This window comes from Geodermatophilus sp. SYSU D01119 (genome assembly GCF_054049975.1).
Genome location: NZ_JBJGYL010000004.1, coordinates 14,321 through 32,552, shown reverse-complemented (window position 1 = coordinate 32,552; position 18,232 = coordinate 14,321). Strand labels below are relative to the sequence as shown.

15 protein-coding genes are annotated in these 18,232 nt (G+C 76.0%); 2 read left to right on the top strand and 13 right to left on the bottom strand.

Annotation, left to right across the window (positions count from 1 at the left end):
* Positions 1–36: 36 nt before the first annotated feature.
* Positions 37–852 (bottom strand): signal peptidase II, encoded by an 816-nt coding sequence (gene lspA, locus ACI79X_RS03900; RefSeq protein WP_457024108.1) that lies wholly within the window; start codon positions 850–852, stop codon positions 37–39.
* Here lspA and mqo point away from each other — a divergent pair.
* Entirely contained in the window at positions 845–2,338 is a 1,494-nt protein-coding gene (mqo, locus tag ACI79X_RS03895) for a malate dehydrogenase (quinone) (RefSeq protein ID WP_457024107.1), read from the top strand. The two genes, lspA and mqo, sit on opposite strands and share 8 nt — an antisense overlap.
* A 99-nt stretch (positions 2,339–2,437) precedes the next feature.
* On the opposite strand, the gene ACI79X_RS03890 is transcribed toward mqo, so the two are convergent.
* A complete protein-coding gene (locus ACI79X_RS03890) occupies positions 2,438–3,949 on the bottom strand; it encodes a potassium/proton antiporter (RefSeq protein ID WP_457024106.1) in 1,512 nt (503 codons plus the stop codon).
* Positions 3,950–4,044: 95 nt separating this feature from the next.
* Here ACI79X_RS03890 and ileS point away from each other — a divergent pair, with 95 nt between their 5' ends.
* On the top strand, positions 4,045–7,188 hold the full coding sequence (ileS, locus tag ACI79X_RS03885; RefSeq protein ID WP_457024105.1) for an isoleucine--tRNA ligase: 3,144 nt from the start codon (positions 4,045–4,047) through the stop codon (positions 7,186–7,188).
* Positions 7,189–7,305: 117 nt separating this feature from the next.
* Here ileS and ACI79X_RS03880 read toward each other — a convergent pair whose 3' ends face one another.
* From ACI79X_RS03880 to ftsW, 11 genes are all read right to left on the bottom strand, one after another.
* Positions 7,306–7,953 (bottom strand): hypothetical protein, encoded by a 648-nt coding sequence (locus tag ACI79X_RS03880; protein WP_457024104.1) that lies wholly within the window; start codon positions 7,951–7,953, stop codon positions 7,306–7,308.
* Between the two features lie 100 nt (positions 7,954–8,053).
* Positions 8,054–8,779, bottom strand: a complete 726-nt coding sequence (locus ACI79X_RS03875) for a DivIVA domain-containing protein (protein ID WP_457024103.1) — start codon at positions 8,777–8,779, stop codon at positions 8,054–8,056.
* Positions 8,780–8,840: 61 nt separating this feature from the next.
* The gene (locus ACI79X_RS03870; RefSeq protein WP_457024102.1) at positions 8,841–9,137 is read right to left on the bottom strand and encodes a YggT family protein; all 297 of its coding nucleotides are present in this window, start codon (positions 9,135–9,137) and stop codon (positions 8,841–8,843) included.
* A gap of 68 nt (positions 9,138–9,205) precedes the next feature.
* The gene (locus ACI79X_RS03865) at positions 9,206–10,096 is read right to left on the bottom strand and encodes a cell division protein SepF (protein WP_457024101.1); all 891 of its coding nucleotides are present in this window, start codon (positions 10,094–10,096) and stop codon (positions 9,206–9,208) included.
* Positions 10,096–10,842: a YggS family pyridoxal phosphate-dependent enzyme gene (locus ACI79X_RS03860; RefSeq protein ID WP_457024100.1), complete on the bottom strand. Its 747-nt coding sequence runs from the start codon at positions 10,840–10,842 to the stop codon at positions 10,096–10,098. Before ACI79X_RS03860 ends, ACI79X_RS03865 begins: the two co-directional genes overlap by 1 nt.
* A 22-nt stretch (positions 10,843–10,864) precedes the next feature.
* Positions 10,865–11,566, bottom strand: coding sequence for a peptidoglycan editing factor PgeF (pgeF, locus tag ACI79X_RS03855; RefSeq protein WP_457024099.1), 702 nt, complete (start codon positions 11,564–11,566; stop codon positions 10,865–10,867).
* 151 nt (positions 11,567–11,717) lie between these two features.
* The gene (gene ftsZ / locus ACI79X_RS03850; protein ID WP_457024098.1) at positions 11,718–12,986 is read right to left on the bottom strand and encodes a cell division protein FtsZ; all 1,269 of its coding nucleotides are present in this window, start codon (positions 12,984–12,986) and stop codon (positions 11,718–11,720) included.
* A 379-nt stretch (positions 12,987–13,365) separates the two neighbouring features.
* On the bottom strand, positions 13,366–14,151 hold the full coding sequence (locus ACI79X_RS03845; protein WP_457024097.1) for a cell division protein FtsQ/DivIB: 786 nt from the start codon (positions 14,149–14,151) through the stop codon (positions 13,366–13,368).
* Positions 14,148–15,611, bottom strand: a complete 1,464-nt coding sequence (gene murC, locus ACI79X_RS03840) for a UDP-N-acetylmuramate--L-alanine ligase (protein ID WP_457024096.1) — start codon at positions 15,609–15,611, stop codon at positions 14,148–14,150. The genes ACI79X_RS03845 and murC overlap by 4 nt, the downstream gene beginning before the upstream one ends.
* Positions 15,601–16,716, bottom strand: a complete 1,116-nt coding sequence (murG, locus tag ACI79X_RS03835; protein ID WP_457024095.1) for an undecaprenyldiphospho-muramoylpentapeptide beta-N-acetylglucosaminyltransferase — start codon at positions 16,714–16,716, stop codon at positions 15,601–15,603. Before murG ends, murC begins: the two co-directional genes overlap by 11 nt.
* Positions 16,713–18,221 carry a putative lipid II flippase FtsW gene (gene ftsW / locus ACI79X_RS03830; protein WP_457024094.1) on the bottom strand — a complete coding sequence of 503 codons (1,509 nt, stop codon included), beginning with the start codon at positions 18,219–18,221 and terminating at the stop codon, positions 16,713–16,715. Before ftsW ends, murG begins: the two co-directional genes overlap by 4 nt.
* Positions 18,222–18,232: the final 11 nt, after the last annotated feature.

Sequence of the window (18,232 nt, the reverse complement as noted above, 5' to 3'; positions counted from 1 at the left end):
CTCGCAGGCTCGGGGCGGTGCCCGGGAGCGGGCCGCTCAGGAGGACGTGACCGCGCCGTCGCCGCGGTCGCGGGCCCGGGTGCCGTCGAACTCGACGCCGCGCAGCGCCAGGTAGGCGCCGAGCAGGCCGCCGACGACGATCCCGGAGTCCGCGACGTTGAAGATCGGGTACACCTCGCCGTCCGGCGCGAACACCGACACGAAGTCGACGACGCCGCCGCGCAGGAAGCCGGGGTCGCGGAACACGCGGTCCACGAGGTTGCCCAGCGCCCCGCCGAGCACCAGGCCCAGCGCGACGGCCCAGGCGGTGGAGAGCAGCCGCCGCGCCGCCCGGACGATCACCACGGCCACCACGGCGGCGATGAGCGTGAACACGACGGTGAAGCCCTCCGCGAAGGAGAACGCGGCGCCGGTGTTGCGGGCGTGGGTGAGGTAGACCAGGCCGCCGAGGAGGCGGATGTTCTCGCCGCGGTCGATCGTCGCGACGACGAGCAGCTTGGTGCCGAGGTCGGCGAGGAACAGCAGCGCGGCGAGGGTCAGCAGCAGCCGCGTGCGCGGCCGGCGGGCCGGCGTCGCGGGGGCGGCGTCCTCGGGCTGCTCGCTCAGCGGGGCTCCTCGGTCGGGCCGGGCGCGGGCCGCCCGGCGGGGCCGACGATAGTCGGCGGGCCCCCGCCCCCCGGGCCGCCGCGCGGCCCGCGCGGATCCGCTCCGGACCGGTACCGGTCCTGCCGGGTGACGGAGGTCATGCTGGGGTAGACGAATCTCACACCCCGCCGGGGGCGTCTCCGCGCCCCGATCGGCCGATCGTCGGAGGTGGCGCACGTCCCCCGGCAGGAAGGCAGTCGTGTCCACCGACCTCGGTTCAGCAACCGACCCTGACGTAGTCCTCGTCGGCGGCGGCATCATGAGCGCGACACTCGCGTCGCTGCTCGGCGTCGTCGCGCCGGAGTGGAGCATCACCGTCTTCGAGTCCGCGGACGCGGTCGCCGGCGAGAGCTCGGACGCCTGGAACAACGCCGGCACCGGTCACGCGGCGCTGTGCGAGCTCAACTACACCCCCGCCGGGCCCGACGGCCGGGTCGACACGACCAAGGCCCGCACCATCAACGAGCAGTTCCAGGTGTCGCGCCAGTTCTGGTCGCACCTGGTGCGCACCGGGCTCACCGGCTCGCCGAAGGACTTCATCTCCCCGGTGCCGCACGTCAGCTTCGTGACCGGTGAGGACGGCCGCCGCTACATGCGCGCCCGCCACCAGGCGCTGTCGGCCGAGCCGCTGTTCGCGGGCCTCGAGTACACCGACGACCACGCCGAGCTGCGCGACTGGGTGCCGCTGGTGATGGACGGCCGCGACCCCGCCCAGCCGGTCGCCGCGACCCGCTCGGTCGCCGGCACCGACGTCAACTTCGGCGAGCTCACCCGGCTGCTGCTCACCCAGGCCGAGGGCCGCGGCGTGCAGGTGCACACCGGCCAGCGGGTCTCGGGCCTGGAGAAGCTCGACGACGGCCGCTGGCGGGTCACCGTCACCGACCGGCGGTCCGGCGAGGAGCGCTCGGTGCGCGCCCGGTTCGTCTTCGTCGGCGCCGGCGGCGGCGCGCTGCCGCTGCTCCAGCGGGCGGGCATCCCCGAGATCCGCGGCTTCGGCGGCTTCCCGGTCAGCGGGCTGTTCCTGCGCACCCGCTCCCCCGAGCTGGTCACCCGGCACCAGGCCAAGGTCTACGGCCAGGCCGCCGTCGGCGCGCCGCCGATGTCGGTGCCGCACCTGGACCTGCGCCTGGTCGACGGCGAGTACTCGCTGCTGTTCGGCCCCTACGCCGGCTTCTCGCCGAGGTTCCTCAAGGCCGGCTCCATGTTCGACCTGCCGCTGTCGGTCAAGCCGAACAACCTCGGCTCGATGCTCGGCGTCGCCCGCACCGAGATGGCGCTGACCAAGTACCTGGTCACCGAGCTGCTGCAGTCGCGCGGTGCCCGGCACCGCACGCTGCTGGAGTTCGTCCCGCTGGCCGAGCAGGCCGACTGGGAGATGATCACCGCCGGGCAGCGGGTGCAGGTCATCAAGCGCGACCCGAAGAGCGGCAAGGGCGTGCTGCAGTTCGGCACCGAGCTGATCGTGGGCGGCGACGGCTCGATCGCCGGCCTGCTCGGCGCCTCCCCCGGCGCCTCCACGGCGGTCTCGGCGATGCTCACGCTGGTCCAGCGCGCCTTCCCCGAGCGGGTCGCGGCGAACCGGGCGGCGCTGGAGGAGGCGATCCCGTCCTACGGGCGCGACCTGTCCTCCGACCCGGGTCTGCTCGCCGCCGTCCGGGCGGACACGATGCAGACCCTCGAGCTCAACGGCTGATCCCCGCCGCGCCCGCACCCGCACCCGCACACCGCAGAGGCCCCCTCGCTCCGGCGAGGGGGCCTCAGCGGTGTCGTCGTCCCTCGGCTCCGGTGCGCCTCAGTCGGCCTCGCCGGCGGCGCCCTGCTCGCCGCGCCAGCTGGCCAGGCGGCCGGCCCGGCTGACCGCGCGCAGCCGCCGCTCGGCCTCGGCGCGGGAGGCGCGCGCGGAGACCAGCAGCGCCTGGTCGCCGCGCATGAGCCGGGTGGTCTCGTCGGGCACGAACGCCCGCCCGTCGCGGACGATGAGGACGACGGCGGAGTCCTCGGGCAGCCGGAGCTCGGGCAGGTAGACGCCGTGCAGCCGGGAGCCCGCGGGCACCCGCAGCTGCATCAGCTCGGCGTCGAGCTCCTCCAGCGGCGCGGACTCCACCTCGATCTCGCGGGGGGTCAGCGGCGCGGCGATGCCCAGCCGGCGGGCCACCCACGGCAGCGACGAGCCCTGCACCAGGGTGAAGACGACGACCAGCACGAAGACGGTGTCGAACACCGTGGTCGCCCGCGGGACACCCGCCGTGAGCGGGAAGGTGGCCAGCACGATCGGCACCGCGCCGCGCAGTCCGGCCCAGGACACGAAGGCCTGCTGCGCCCACGGCATGCGGAACCAGACCAGGCTCGCGGCCACCGACAGCGGCCGGGCCACCAGCAGCAGCGCCCCGCCGACCAGCAGCGCCGGGCCGATCGCGTCGGGCAGCCGGCCGGGCGAGACGAGCAGGCCGAGCAGCACGAACAGCCCGATCTGGGCGAGGGAGGCCATGCCCTCGGCGAACCCGATGGTGGCCGAGCGGTGCGGCAGCGCGGCGTTGCCGAGCACCAGCCCGCACAGGTAGACCGCCACGAACCCCGACGTGTGCAGCAGCGACGCGGACGCGAAGGCCAACACGCACAACGCCAGGGTGGCCAGCGGGTAGAAGCCCGACAGCGGCAGGGCCGACCGGCGCAGCAGCCACGCCCCGCCCGCACCGAGCGCCAGCCCGAGCACCGCACCGCCGGCCAGCTCGGCCAGCACCACCACCGCGGTCAGCCACCAGGCCTCCGTCTCCCCACCGGTGAGGACGTCCGACAGCACCGCGACCAGCAGGATGACCGGGGCGTCGTTGAGTCCCGACTCGACCTCCAGCGCCGCCACCATCCGCCGGGGCAGCGGCAGCCGGCGCAGCGTGGCGAACACGGCAGCGGCGTCGGTGGAGCTGACCACGGCGCCCAGGAGCAGGGCGAAGGGCCAGTCGAGGCCCAGCAGCCACACGGCGATCGCGGCGGTCGTGGCGATGCTGACCGCGACGCCGACCGTCGACAGCGCCAGCCCCGGGCCCACCGCGCGCCGGACGTCGGCCCAGCGGGTGGTCAGCCCGCCCTCGGCGAGGATGACGACGAGCGCGGCGACGCCGAGGGTCTGGGTGAGGGCGACGTCCTCGAACTGGATGCCCAGCCCGCTCTCCCCCAGCGCCACCCCGAGCGCGAGGTAGAGCAGCAGGCTGGGCAGGCCGAGGCGGTCGGCCACGCGCAGGGCGACGGCGGCCACCAGCACCACCAGCGCGCCGACGGCCAGGGCGATCGTGACCGTGGTGTTCACCGCCCGCCCCCGATCACGGGGGCAGTCTCCCGTACGGACGTGTCGCGGCCGTTGCCCCGCCGGATCGCGCTCGACGGCTCGGGGACAATGGCCGTGTGAGTTCTGTCTTCCGTGCGCTGCCACCCCAGGTCGACCTGCCCGCGCTGGAGCAGGACGTGCTGCGCCGCTGGGAGGACGCCGACGTCTTCGCCCGCTCGCTGGCCGCCACCGAGGGCCGGCCGCAGTGGGTGTTCTACGAGGGCCCGCCCACCGCCAACGGCCGCCCGGGCACCCACCACATCGAGGCCCGCGCGTTCAAGGACGTCTTCCCGCGCTTCAAGACGATGCAGGGCTGGCACGTGCCCCGCCGCGCCGGCTGGGACTGCCACGGCCTGCCGGTCGAGATCGCCGTCGAGCAGGAGCTCGGCTTCGCCGGCAAGCCCGACATCGAGCGCTACGGCATCGCCGAGTTCAACGCCCGCTGCCGGGAGTCGGTCGAGCGGCACGTCGGCGACTTCTCCCAGCTGACCCGCCGCATGGGCTACTGGGTCGACATGTCCACCGCCTACTGGACGATGGACCCCGCCTACATCGAGAGCGTCTGGTGGTCGCTCAAGCAGGTCTTCGACAAGGGCCTGCTCGTCGAGGACCACCGCGTCGCGCCCTACTGCCCGCGCTGCGGCACCGGGTTGTCCGACCACGAGGTCGCCCAGGGGTACGAGTCGATCACCGACCCGTCGGTGTACGTCCGGCTGCCGGTCACCGACGGCGAGTGGGCCGGGAGGGCCGACCTGCTGGTCTGGACGACGACGCCGTGGACGCTGCCGAGCAACACCGCCGTCGCGGTCAACCCCGACGTCACGTACCTCGTGGCCCGGCGCGGGGAGGACACCCTCGTCGTCGCCGAGCCGCTCCTGGGCGCCGTCTTCGGCGGCACCGACGACGTCGAGGTGCTCGCCCGCACGCAGGGCCGCGACTGGGAGCGCACGCACTACCGGCGCCCGTTCGAGCTGGTCGACTTCCCCGAGGGGGAGGACGCGCACTACGTCGTCCTGGCCGACTACGTCACCACCGACGACGGCACCGGCCTGGTCCACCAGTCCCCCGCGTTCGGCGCCGACGACCTCGCCGTCTGCCGCGCCTACGGCCTGCCGGTGGTCAACCCGATCGACGCCTCCGGGCACTTCCTGCCCGAGGTGCCGCTGGTGGGCGGCCGGTTCTTCAAGGCCGCCGACGACGAGCTCGTCGTCGACCTGCAGTCGCGCGGGGTGCTGTGGCGCGAGCAGCGCTACGAGCACAGCTACCCGCACTGCTGGCGCTGCCACACGCCGCTCATGTACTACGCGCAGCCGTCCTGGTACATCCGCACCAGCGCGGTCAAGGACCAGCTGCTCGCCGAGAACGAGAAGACGTCCTGGCACCCCGAGACCATCCAGTGGGGCCGCTACGGCGACTGGCTGAACAACAACGTCGACTGGGCGCTGTCCCGCGACCGCTACTGGGGCACCCCGCTGCCGATCTGGCGCAACGACGCCGACCCGTCGCGGATGGTCGTCGTCGGCTCGCTGACCGAGCTCTCGGAGCTGGCCGGGCGCGACCTCACCGACCTCGACCCGCACCGCCCGTTCATCGACGAGGTGACCTTCACCCGCGACGGCGAGGAGGGCACCTACCGGCGCGTGCCGCAGGTCATCGACGCCTGGTACGACTCCGGCTCCATGCCGTTCGCCCAGTGGGGCGCACCGCACCGCAACAACGAGCAGTTCGAGGCGTCCTACCCGGCGCAGTTCATCGCCGAGGCGATCGACCAGACCCGCGGCTGGTTCTACTCGCTCATGGCCGTGGGCACGCTCGTCTTCGGGAAGAGCTCCTACGAGGACGTGCTGTGCCTGGGCCACATCCTGGCCGAGGACGGCCGGAAGATGAGCAAGCACCTGGGCAACATCCTCGAGCCGATCCCGCTCATGGACCGGCACGGCGCCGACGCCGTCCGCTGGTTCATGCTGGCCGGCGGCTCGCCGTGGTCGGCGCGGCGGGTCGGGCACGAGACGCTGTCCGAGGTGGTCCGCAAGGTCCTGCTGACCTACTGGAACACCGCGAGCTTCTTCACCCTGTACGCGGAGACCAACGGGTGGGACCCGGCCACGTCCCCCGCCCCCGCGCGGGCGGAGCGGTCGCTGCTCGACCGCTGGGCGCTGGCCGAGCTCGCCGCCGTCACCGAGGGCGTCACCGCGGCGCTGGAGGCCTTCGACACCCAGGGCGCCGGCAGGTTGCTCGCCTCGTTCGTCGACGACCTCTCCAACTGGTACGTGCGCCGCTCGCGCCGCCGCTTCTGGGACGGCGACCCGGCCGCCCTGGCCACGCTGCACGAGGTGCTCGACGGGCTGACCCGGCTGATGGCCCCGTTCTGCCCGTTCGTCACCGACGAGGTGTGGACGCGCGTGGTCCGTCCCGGACTCGGGGACGACGCTCCCGACTCGGTGCACCTCGCGTCCTGGCCCGCGGTCGACGCCGAGGCCCGCGACCCCCAGCTGGTGGCGCAGGTGGACCTGGTGCGCCGGCTGGTCGAGCTCGGCCGCGCGGCCCGCACCTCGGCGAAGGTGCGCACCCGCCAGCCGCTGGCGCGCGCGCTGGTCGCCGCCCCCGGCTGGGCGGCGCTGGCCCGCGACCTCGTGGCCGAGGTGGCCGACGAGCTCAACGTGGCCGAGCTCGCCGAGCTGGGCGCCGTCGGCGGGGACCTGGTCGACGTCAGCGTGAAGGTCGACTTCCGCGCCGTCGGCCGGCGCCTCGGCAAGCAGGTGCAGGCGGTGGCGAAGGCGGTCGCCGCGGCCGACGCCCCCGCCCTGGTGGCCGCCTACCGGGCCGGCACCGCGACCGTCGAGGTCGACGGCGAGGCTGTGCCGCTGCACGAGGGTGACCTCGTGGTCACCGAGACCCCGCGCGAGGGCTGGACGGTGGCCAGCGCCGGCGGGCTCACCGTGGCGCTGGACCTCACGCTGACCCCCGAGCTGGAGCGCGCCGGGCTGGTGCGCGAGGCGGTGCGGCTGGTGCAGGAGGCCCGCAAGAACGCCGGGCTGGCCGTCAGCGACCGGATCGCCCTGTGGTGGACCGCGGAGGGCCCGATGGCCGAGGCGCTCACCGAGCAGGGCGAGGCGCTGGCCGGCGAGGTGCTGGCCACCGCCGTGCACGCGGGCGCCGCGGGCGAGGGCCCCGGCGTCGAGGGCCCGGACGGCTCGCGCTTCTGGCTGGCCCGGGCCTGACGCGCAGGACGCGGCACGATCAGGCTGCCTGGTCGTGCCGCGTCCCGGCTCACGGCCGGCGGTGAGCCAGGACGCGGTGCGGTGAGCTGAGCTGGTCGCCCGGGGACGGGCGGCGGTTCAGCCCCGGCGGGCGGCGCGGCGGGCGCGCTCGGCGTCGGCCAGGACCCGGTCGGGACCGCAGCGCGCGCAGGGGGTGAACCCGTCGGTGCGCGCCTCGGTCACCGGCAGCGGGATGGTCTCCCGCCCGGCCAGCCAGGGGCAGCCGGCCAGGTGGTAGCGCGGGTGCTCGTCGACGACGAGGACCTCGTCGCGCAGGTCGACCACCATGAGCAGGTCGGTGACCTCGACGTCCTCCTCGGCCGGGTCGCCGCCGTCAGCAGCGGCCACCGGAGCGGCCGGCGTGCGGGGCGGCGCCTGCGCCGGGGTCCCCTCGCGCGGCGCCGCGGCGGGCGCGGGCTGGGCCGGCGTCGTCGCCGCGGCACCCTGCCCCGCGGCCGGCTCCCCCGCGGCCGGCTCCTCCAGGGGAGGCTCCGCCTTCGCACGAGGCTCCTCCGCCTCCGCGGCCGGCACGCGGGCAGGGTCCGGCTCGCGTTGCGCCGGCACCCGGGTACCGGCCGGCGCGCGCAGCCGGGCGACGACGAGCAGCACGGCGGCCAGGCCGCAGGCGGCCACGCAGGCCCAGTACCAGGCGGTCACGGCCGTCATGACGCCGAGGACGAACAGCGCGAGGCCCGCGAGCACGAGCAGGGCGGCGACGAGGACCACGGCGCGACTGTAACCGCGGCCACGTCCGGCACCGGCGCGGACCGGTGGGAACGCGACAGGGCCCCCCGGACGGGTGTCCGGGGGGCCCTGTCAGGCCGCGTCAGGCGGAGACGTGCTGCGTCTGGCGGCTGGTCGACGACGGCTCGGCCGAGCCGCGGCTGTCGAGGTCGCGCAGGTGCGACTCCAGGTAGGAGCGGAACCGCGTGCGGTACTCGCGCTCGAAGGTGCGCAGCTCCTCGATCTTGCGCTCGAGGTTGGTGCGCTTCTCCTCCAGCGGGCCCATGACCTCGCGGTGGCGGCGCTCCGCGTCCTGCTCGAGGGCGGCGGCCTTGGCGCGGGCCTCGCGCTCCATCGTGTCGGCGCGCGTGCGGGCGTCGCTGATCATCGAGTCGGCGCGCAGCTTCGCCTCGTTGACCATCTGCTCGCTCTTGGCTCGGGCGTCGGCCACGGTGCGATCGCTGGTGGTCTTGGCGGCGGCGACCATCTGGTCGGCCTGGGCCTTGGCCTCGTTGACGTAGCGGTCGGCGGTCTCCGACGCCAGCGCCAGCATGCGGGAGGCGCGGGTGGTGTCGTCCTCGCGCGGGGCGGGCTGCTGCGGCGGGGCCGGCGCGGCCACGGGCTCCGGGGCGACGGGCTGCGCGGCCACGCGGCCGGTGTTCGAGCCGGCCCGCAGCTCGTTGTTCTCCTCGATCAGCCGCGCGAGCTCGGCCTCCACCACGTCGAGGAACGCGTCCACCTCGTCCTCGTCGTAGCCACGCTTCCCGATCGGCGGCTTCTTGAAGACGACGTTGTGCACGTCGGCTGGCGTGAGTGGCAAGGGGCTCACCTCGGGTCGGACGGCGGGGACGGGATCGGTCGGGTCTCGCGGCGGGGCGCGGGAGCGTCACTCACACGGAGTACGCGAGACCGGACGTGATGCTCCGCAGGATGTACACGGCGATCAACAACACCATAAAGGCGAGGTCGAGACGGATGGACCCCAGGTTCAACGGGGGGATGACCTTCCGGATGGCCTTGAGCGGCGGGTCGGTCGTCGCGTAGACGACCTCGAGACCCGCCGCGACCAGGCCGGACGGACGCCAGCTGCGCGCCAGCACCATCACCCAGTCCACGACGAAGCGCGCGAACAGGAGGATGAGGAAGACGAGCAGGATCGACGAGACGATCTGCCAGAAGAGAGCCACTGTCCTCGCTCGTCCCGGGGCACCTGGGGTGCCGTGAGTGCCTACGCTGCAGCGCCCCGGCCGACGGCTCAGGACTCGGCGGAGAACCCGCCCTCGCGGATCCTGGCCTTGTCCTCGGCCGTCACGTCGACGTCCCGCGGGCTGAGCAGGAACACCTTGGCCGTGACGGGCTCGATGCTACCGCGCAGGCCGAAGATCAGTCCCGCGGCGAAGTCGACGAGCCGCCGCGCGTCGGCGTGGTCGAGGTCGGTGAGGTTCATGATGACCGGGCTGCCCTCGCGGAACGCCTCGCCGATGGCCCGCGCCTCGTTGTACGTCTTGGGACACAGCGTGGTGATCCGGTAGGGCTGCTTGACCGGCTCGGGGGCGGGCTCGGCGGCCGCGACCGCCTCGCGCGCGGCGAGCGCCGCGGCACCGCCACCGACGGTGCCCGCGCCGCCGACCGCCCCCAGGCGGGGGCCGGCCGTCGCGGCCGGGGACGCCGTCCGCGCCTCGGCGGCCGGCACCGGGCCGGAGGCGACACCGGCCGGCGGCGGGGTGGCCAGGCCCAGGCGGGTCGCGCCGCCGCGGCGCAGCACGGCCGGCTCCGGGGCGAGGGCCGGCTCGGGGCGCTCGTCGCGGTGCCGGTCGTCGCGCCGGTCGTCCCGCCGGTCGTCGCGGTGCCGGTCGGCGGGGTGCTCGTCGTAGCCGGGGTCGCCGGTCAGCGAGTCGTAGTAGCCCGGGCCGCCCGCGTAGCGGTCGTCGTAGCGGCCCTCGTACCGGCCCTCGGCGCGGGCCGGGCGGCGGTCGTCGTAGCGCGCGTCGTCGTAGCGGCCGTCGTCGTACCGCTCGTCGTAGCGGTCGTCGTCGTACCGGTCGTGGTGGTCGGACTGGCGGGCGTCGTAGCGCCCGTAGGCGCGGGCGTCGTCGTCCTCGACGAGTCCGAGGTAGATGCCCATCTTCTTCATGGCCCCGGCCATCAGACCTCCTCCGGCGCCCCGGGTGGGGCCCCTGTGACTGGTGTGACTCGGGGGGAGGTTAGGGGCCGGGAGCCGAAGAGCGCGGTTCCGACACGCACCAGCGTGGCGCCGGCCGCGATCGCCTCCTCGAGGTCGCCGCTCATGCCCGCCGACAGCTCGGTGGCGCCGGGGTGGTCGGCGCGCAGCCGCGCCGCGAGCTCCGCCAAGCGGGCGAACGCGGGGCCGGGCTGCTCGCCGCGCGGGGCGACGGCCATGAGCCCGCGCAGCCGGAGCCCGGGCAGGGCGGCGATCTCGTCGGCCAGGGCGGCGACGTCGGCCGGGGCCACGCCGCCGCGTTCGGCGAGCTCCCCCGCCGCGCCGCCGAGGTCGACCTGGACGAACACGCCGACCGGGGTGCCGCGCTCCTCCCCCGCGCGCGACAGGGCGCGGGCCAGCGCCGCCCGGTCGACGGAGTGCACGACGGCGCCGGTGCGGGCGACCACCGCGGCCTTGTTGCGCTGCAGCTGGCCGACGAAGTGCCACTCCAGCGGCAGGTCGGCGAGCTCGGCGGCCTTGGCGGTGAGCTCCTGGGCGCGGTTCTCGCCGAACGCCGTCTGCCCGAGGGCGGCCAGCGCGCGGACGTCGTCGGCCGGCCAGGTCTTGCTGACCGCCAGGAGCGCGACACCGGCCGGGTCGCGGCCCACGGCGCGGGCGGCGTCGGCGATCCGCTGCCGGACGGCGGCCAGGCGCTGGGCCGGGGTGCTCATGCCCCCGATCCTGCCCGTCGGCTCAGCCGAGCCAGGTGACGCCCGCCTGGCGCCCGGTGACGCCGTCGCGGCGGTGGCTGAACAGCCGGCGGTCTTCGACGGTGCAGCGCGGGTCGTGGACGACCTGGGCGACGCCGGCGCGGGTGAGCAGCTCGGCCAGGCCGGCCCGGAGGTCCAGTCCCGGGGTGCCCTTCCGGGTGCGGACGGCGGCCGCGGGCGCCACGCGGGCCACCTCGGCCTGCATGGCGCGCGGCACCTCGTAGTCGGCGCCGCAGACGGCCGGGCCGAGCAGCGCGGTGGTGTCCGCCGGCCGGCCGCCCAGGCGGGCCATCGCGGCGAGGGCGGCCGGGACGACGCCCTGGCGGACGCCCTCGCGCCCGGCGTGCACCGCCGCGACGACGCCGGCGACCGGGTCGGCGAGCAGGACGGGCACGCAGTCGGCGACCAGGACGCACAGCACCAGGCCGGGCGTGCGGGTGACGAGGGCGTCGGTGGCCGGCAGCGGGCCCTCGACCGGGCCGTCGACGACGGCGACGCCGGTGCCGTGGACCTGGTCCATCCACACCAGCCGGTCGCCGGGCACGCCGAGCTCGCGGGCCAGGCGCTCGCGGTTGGCCGCGACGTCGGCGGGGTCGTCGCCGACGTGGACGCCGAGGTTGAACGCGTCGTAGGGCGCACGCGAGCGGCCGCCCCGCCGGTCGGTGACCACCCGTCGGGGGCGCACCGCCGGCGGGGCGGGTGAGGTGCCGGAACGGCCCCCGTGCAGGGGCCCGCCCCGAGCGGAGCCGGACGTGGGGGGCGGCGAGCTGCTGGAACGGCCCCCGTGCAGGGGCCCGCCCCGAGCGGAGCGAGGGGTAGGGGGCACGGGGGTCCTCCTACTGACGGAGGAACTCCGGGATGTCGAGCTCCTCCTCGAAGTCCTCGTTGCCCAGCGGGCGGCGCCCGGCGGCCGCGCCGCCGTTCTGCACCGGCGGCAACGGGGGCACCGTGATGCCGGCCGAGCGCGCCGGCGCGGGGGCCGGCGCCGGCGCGGCGGGCGCGGGCGGCGGGGAGCCCACCAGGCGCTCACCGGTGGCCCGGGGCAGGCCCGGCGACGGCGCGGGCGCCACCGGCGGGGTGGGCAGCCGGCTCGGGCCGGTGGCCGGCGCCGCGGTGGGCAGCGCGGGGGTGGCCGCGCCGTCCTTGCGGGCCGAGGGCCGGCCGCCGTCGAAGCCCGCGGCGATGACGGTCACGCGGACCTCGTCGCCCAGGGCGTCGTCGATGACGGCACCGAAGATGATGTTGGCGTCGGCGTGCGCGGCATCGGACACCAGCGAGGCGGCCTCGTTGATCTCGAACAGGCCCAGGTCCGAGCCGCCGGAGATCGACAGCAGGACGCCGTGGGCGCCCTCCATCGAGGCCTCCAGCAGCGGGCTGGCGATCGCCTGCTCGGCGGCCAGCAGGGCCCGGTTGTCACCGCGCGCGCTGCCGATGCCCATCAGCGCCGAGCCCGCGCCGGACATCACCGACTTGACGTCGGCGAAGTCCAGGTTGATCAGGCCGGGCGTGGTGATCAGGTCGGTGATGCCCTGGACACCGGAGAGCAGCACCTGGTCGGCGGTGCGGAAGGCGTCCATCACGCTGACGTTGCGGTCGCCGAGCTGGAGCAGCCGGTCGTTCGGGATGACGATGAGCGTGTCGCACTCGTTGCGCAGCTCCTCGATCCCCGACTCGGCCTGGACCGCGCGCCGCTTGCCCTCGAAGGAGAACGGGCGGGTGACCACGCCGATGGTGAGCGCGCCGAGCTTGCGGGCGATCGAGGCCACGACGGGCGCGCCGCCGGTGCCGGTGCCGCCGCCCTCGCCGGCGGTCACGAAGACCATGTCGGCGCCCTTGAGCACCTCCTCGATCTCCTCGCGGTGGTCCTCGGCGGCCTGCCGGCCGACGTCGGGCTGCGCGCCGGCGCCGAGGCCGCGGGTGAGCTCGCGGCCGACGTCGAGCTTGACGTCGGCGTCGCTCATCAGCAGCGCCTGCGCGTCGGTGTTGATGGCGATGAACTCCACCCCCTTCAGACCGACCTCGATCATCCGGTTGACCGCGTTCACACCGCCGCCGCCGATGCCGACGACCTTGATGACCGCGAGGTAGTTGTGCGGAGGTGTCATGTGGGGCTCCCGACCTCGACCCTCATCCTCAAGTGGAGACTTAGTGTTATGTCAACTGGGTCGACGCGGTCGAAGTTAGGTGGGGCGCGTCGGGACCATCAAGCACCCTCCCCGCACCGGCGTGTCGCGAGTCCCGGAACTCACCGATCTCCCACGACCCAGTGGTCACATGTGCACCACAGCCCGTGACGACCCGCCCGTGGGATCCCTCGATCCGAGGTCGAGACCCGGGTCCGGGGAGGTCCGTGGACGGATCCGTACCGATCGGACGTGTCGGGCGTGTCGCGGACGCGGGCGTGTCGGCGCCGCGCCGGGCGATCAGCGGTGCGGAGGCGGCCACGCACGGAGGGCGACGGCTCCGGCGCAGGAGGGTCCTCCGTCAGCGGAGGACGACGGCGTCCGGGGCGCTGACGTCGACGGTCGCCGCCGGCTCGAGCTCGCCGGCCTCGACCTGGGCGAGGAGCGCGACGAGCACCGCGGCCTTGCCCTCGGCCTCCTCGCCTCCGCCCCACACGACGACGGTGCCGTCGTCGAGGGTCAGCGTCACGTCCTCCGCGGTGCGGGCCACGGCCCCCGCGACCCGGTCCCGGACGTCGGCGGGCAGCGCGACGAGCGCGCCCAGCGCGGCCCGCGTGGCCGGGTCGTCGGGGCCGGGCGCGCGGACGTCGAGGGGCACGACGCCGGCGGGCGGCTCGCCGGTGACGGTGTCGAACAGCACGCCCGTGGCGTCGACCAGCGAGCGCGTGCCGGCCTCCTCGACGACGGCGACCGGCCGCCGCTCGACCACCGTGACCACGACGCTGCCCGGCCAGCCGCGGGCGACCTGGACCGAGGCGACCTGGGGCAGCCGGGCCACCCGTGCCTCGGCGGCGTCGACGTCGACGCGCAGCAGCGGCGTCCCCTCGGCCACGCCGGCCGCGGTGCGCACCTGCTCGGCGGTGAGCGTGGTGGCGCCGTCGACGCGGACCTCCCGCACCGACAGCAGCGGGCTCGCCCACAGCGCCCACCCGGCCAGCGCCAGGACCACCAGCGCGGCGGCGGCCCCGAGCAGGCGGCGACGCCGGCGGTCCCGCGGGCTGTCGCGCCGCCGGCGGCGGGCCGGCCGGGCGACCTCGACCGGCGCGCCGCGCTCCCGGTCGGCCGTCGTCCGGCCGGAGCGGCTCACCGTCCGGCGTCCCCGCCGGGGACGGCCTCCCCGGACGGCACGGCTTCGCCGGACAGCACGGCGAGCACCTCGGGGCCGACCATCGACACGTTGCCCGCGCCCATGGTGATCACCAGGTCGCCGGGGCGGGCGCGGGCGGCGAGCGCCGGCGCGGCCGCCGACCAGGACGGCTCGAAGCGCACCTGCCCGGCCGGCAGCGGCACGGCGTCGGCGACCAGCGCGCCGGTGACGCCGGGCACCGGGTCCTCGCGGGCGCCGTAGACGTCCATCACCACGACCTCGTCGGCCAGGCCCAGCGCCTCGCCGAACGCCGTCGCGAACTCCCGGGTCCGGCTGTAGAGGTGCGGCTGGAAGGCCACCACCACGCGGCCCTCCCCCGCCACGGCGCGGGCGGCGCGCAGCTGCGCGGTCACCTCGGTCGGGTGGTGGGCGTAGTCGTCGTAGACGCGCACGCCGGCGGCGGTGCCCTTGAGCTCGAAGCGGCGGTGCACCCCGCCGAAGCGCTCCAGCCCGGCGATCAGCCCGTCGGCGGGCAGGCCGAGCTCGAGGCCGGCCAGCAGCGCGGCGGCGCTGTTGCGGGCCATGTGCTCCCCGGGCACCCGGATGCGCACCCGCCCGACGACGGCGCCGTCGAGCACGGCGGTCCAGGCGGTGGTCTCGGGGCCGACGTCGAGGTCGACCAGGCGCAGGTCGGCGTCCTCGGCGGTGCCGTAGGTGCGCAGCCGCGCCGGGGTGGGCACGCCGCGCAGCCGCGCGGAGCCGGGGTCGTCGGCGCAGACGACGACGAAGCCGTCGGGCGACACGGTGCCGAGGAACCGGTCGAAGGCGGCCTCGACGGCGGCGAGGTCGCCGTAGTTGTCCAGGTGGTCGGCCTCGACGTTGGTGACGATCGCCCCGTGCGGCGCGAGCAGCAGGAACGAGCGGTCGCTCTCGTCGGCCTCGGCGACGAAGACGTCGCCCTCCCCCGCGTGCGCGTTGCTGCCCGACTCGTTGAGGTTGCCGCCGATGGCGAAGGACGCGTCGACGCCGCACGCCTGGACGGCGACGGTGAGCATGGAGGTGGTCGACGTCTTGCCGTGGGTGCCGGCGACGGCGACGCTGCGCCGCCCGGCCATCACCGCGGCGAGGGCGACGGCGCGCGGCAGCACGGTCAGGCCGCGGGCGCGGGCGGCGGCGAGCTCGGGGTTGTCCTCCCGGATGGCCGAGGAGACGACGACCGAGTCGGCGTCGCCGAGGTGCTCGGCGGCGTGGCCCACCTCCACCCGCGCGCCGAGCGCGCGCAGCGCGAGCAGGGTCGGGGTGTCGCGCCGGTCGCTGCCCGACACGCGCACACCGCGGGCCAGCAGGATCCGGGCGATGCCGCTCATGCCGGCGCCGCCGATGCCGATGAAGTGGACGGCGCCGAGGTCGGCGAGGGCGGGGACGGGCGCGGTCCAGGCGGCGGTCGCGTCAGCGGTCACCGGCGGCCACCTCCAGGACGATGTCGGCCAGCCGGTCGTCGGCGTCGGGGACCCCGGCCGCGGCGGCGTGGGCGGCGTACCCGGCGAGCGCGGCGGGGTCGGTGAGCAGCGGCAGCAGGGTCGCCTCGATCCACCGCGGGGACAGGTCCGCGTCGTCGACGACCAGCCCGCCGCCGGCCTCGACGACCGGCAGCGCGTTGCGCCGCTGCTCGCCGTTGCCGATGGGCAACGGCACGAAGGCCGCGGGCAGCCCGACCGCCGACAGCTCGGCCACCGTCACCGCGCCGGAGCGGCACAGCGCCAGGTCGGCGGCGGCGTAGGCGAGGTCCATGCGCTCGAGGTAGTCGACGACGACGTAGGGCGCCGACCCGGCCGGGCGCGGCGGCACCTCGACGTCGGTGTTCTTGGGGCCGCGGGCGTGCAGCACCTGGACGCCGGCGGCGGTCAGCGCGTCGGCGGCGGCGACGGCGGCGCGGTTGAGCGAGGCCGCGCCCTGCGAGCCGCCGAAGACCAGCAGCGTGGGCCGGTCGGCGTCCAGGCCGAAGGCGGCGCGGGCCTCGGCGCGGCGGCCGGCGCGGTCGAGGCCGCTGATCGCGGTGCGCAGCGGCATGCCGACGTGTTCCCCGCGGTGCAGCGGCGTGCCGGGCACGGTGACGGCGACCCGGGCGGCGATCCGCGCGCCGATCCGGTTCGCCAGGCCCGGCAGCGCGTTCTGCTCGTGCACCACGACCGGGACGCCTGCGCGGCGCGCGGCCAGGTAGGCCGGCAGCGCCACGTACCCGCCGAACCCGACGACGACGTCGGCCTGCAGCTCGGTGAGCAGCGCGCGGGTGTCGGCGACCGAGCGGCGCACCCGGCCGGGCACCCGCAGCAGGTCGGGCGTGGGCTTGCGCGGCAACGGGACGGGCGGGATGAGCCGCAGGTCGTAGCCGCGCGCGGGCACCAGCCGGGTCTCCATGCCGCGGGCGGTGCCCAGGCAGGTGATCCGCGGGGCGGGGTCGCGGCGGCGCAGCGCGTCGGCCAGCGCGAGCATCGGCTCGATGTGCCCGCCGGTGCCGCCGCCGGCCAGGACGACGCTCGGCGGGCGGTTCGAGGGGGCGCTCACCGGGACCGCCCCGGGCGGTCGGCGGGCCGGGCGGGCACCCGCTCGGGCCGGCGGGCGGGCGGCGGCGGCACCCGGCGCTCGGTGCCGCGGGCCTCGGCGGGCCGGCGCACGGGGCGCGGCTCGACGGGGCGGCGCAGCGGCGGGCGCTCACCGGAGCGGGAGCGGGGGCGGCCGCCGTCGACGGCGTCGGCCCCGGGACCCCGGGAGGTGCGGGCGCGGCCCGGGCGGACCGGGTCGACGGCGTGCGCGGGCACGGGCAGCAGCCAGCGCGCCAGCCGGCCGCGGTCGCGGCTGCGGGCGTGCTCGATGGCCTCGGGCTCGGATCGGGCGAAGCGGATGAGGATCCCCACGACGAAGAGGGTGAGCACCAGCGAGGTGCCACCGGCGGAGACCAGCGGCAGGGTGACCCCGGTGACCGGGAGGACCCCCACCACGTAGCCCATGTTCATGGCCGCCTGGCCGACGAGCCAGACGGTGATGGCCACGCTGGCCAGCTGCACGAAGCGGTCGGCCGAGCGGTTGGCGATGCGGAAGCCGGCGAAGGCCAGCACCGCGTAGAGCGTGACGACCACCAGGCAGCCCAGCAAGCCGAGCTCCTCGCCGATGATCGCGAAGATGTAGTCCGACTCGGCCTCGGGGAGCAGGTTCCACTTCATGGCGCTGTTGCCGAGACCCACGCCCCACAGGCCGCCGTTGGCCAGCGCGTAGAAACCGCGGATGGCCTGGAAGCCGGTGTCGGTGGGGTCGTCGAAGGGGTGCAGGAAGGCGGTCACCCGCTCCCAGCGGTACTCCGAGCTGCTCACCAGCAGGTAGCCGACCGTGCCCGCCGTCGCGATGCCGAGGCCCCAGAGCCGCGCGGGGAGGCCGCCGGCCCACAGCAGGCCGGAGACGACCAGCAGCAGGCTGACGACGGCGCCGAAGTCGGGCTCGAGCATGAGCAGCGCGCTGAGGAGCACGAACACCGGCAGCAGCGGCACGAGCAGCGTCTTGAGCGTCAGGCTGCGGCCGCGGGAGGCGAGCACGTGCGCGCCCCACAGCGCGACGACGAGCTTGGTGAGCTCGGAGGGCTGGAAGTCGGTGACGCCGAGGTCGATCCAGGCGCGGGAGCCGTTGTACTCGACGCCGACCCCCGGCACGAGCACGGCGACGAGCAGCACCGTGACGACGCACAGCGCGGCGAAGGACCACCGCCGCATCAGCCCGGCCGGCAGGCGCACGGCCACGAGCAGGGCGAGCAGCCCGAGGCCGGCGAAGACGAGCTGGTCGACGCCGGGGCGCCAGGCGGGCTGGTCGTCCAGCGCGGCCTCGATGGCCGAGGCGGAGAAGACCATGACCAGCCCGATGGCCAGCAGCAGCCCGGCCGCGCCGATCACCAGGTGGCAGCTGGTCATGGGCCCGTCGAGCCAGGCGGGCCGGCGCAGCCGCGCGGCGGGGGCCGCGGACACCACGGGGACGCCGCTGCGGCGCGTGCGGCGGGCGCGGGTGGACTCGGTGCGGCCGTCCATCCCGCCATCGT

Bases quoted from the DNA above. Each gene is read 5' to 3' on its own strand.
- ftsW (WP_457024094.1), bottom strand. From the start codon at position 18,221: ATGGACGGCCGCACCGAGTCCACCCGCGCCCGCCGCACGCGCCGCAGC.
- ACI79X_RS03860 (WP_457024100.1), bottom strand. From the start codon at position 10,842: ATGAGCACCCCGGCCCAGCGCCTGGCCGCCGTCCGGCAGCGGATCGCC.
- ACI79X_RS03865 (WP_457024101.1), bottom strand. From the start codon at position 10,096: ATGGCCGGGGCCATGAAGAAGATGGGCATCTACCTCGGACTCGTCGAG.
- ftsZ (WP_457024098.1), bottom strand. From the start codon at position 12,986: ATGACACCTCCGCACAACTACCTCGCGGTCATCAAGGTCGTCGGCATC.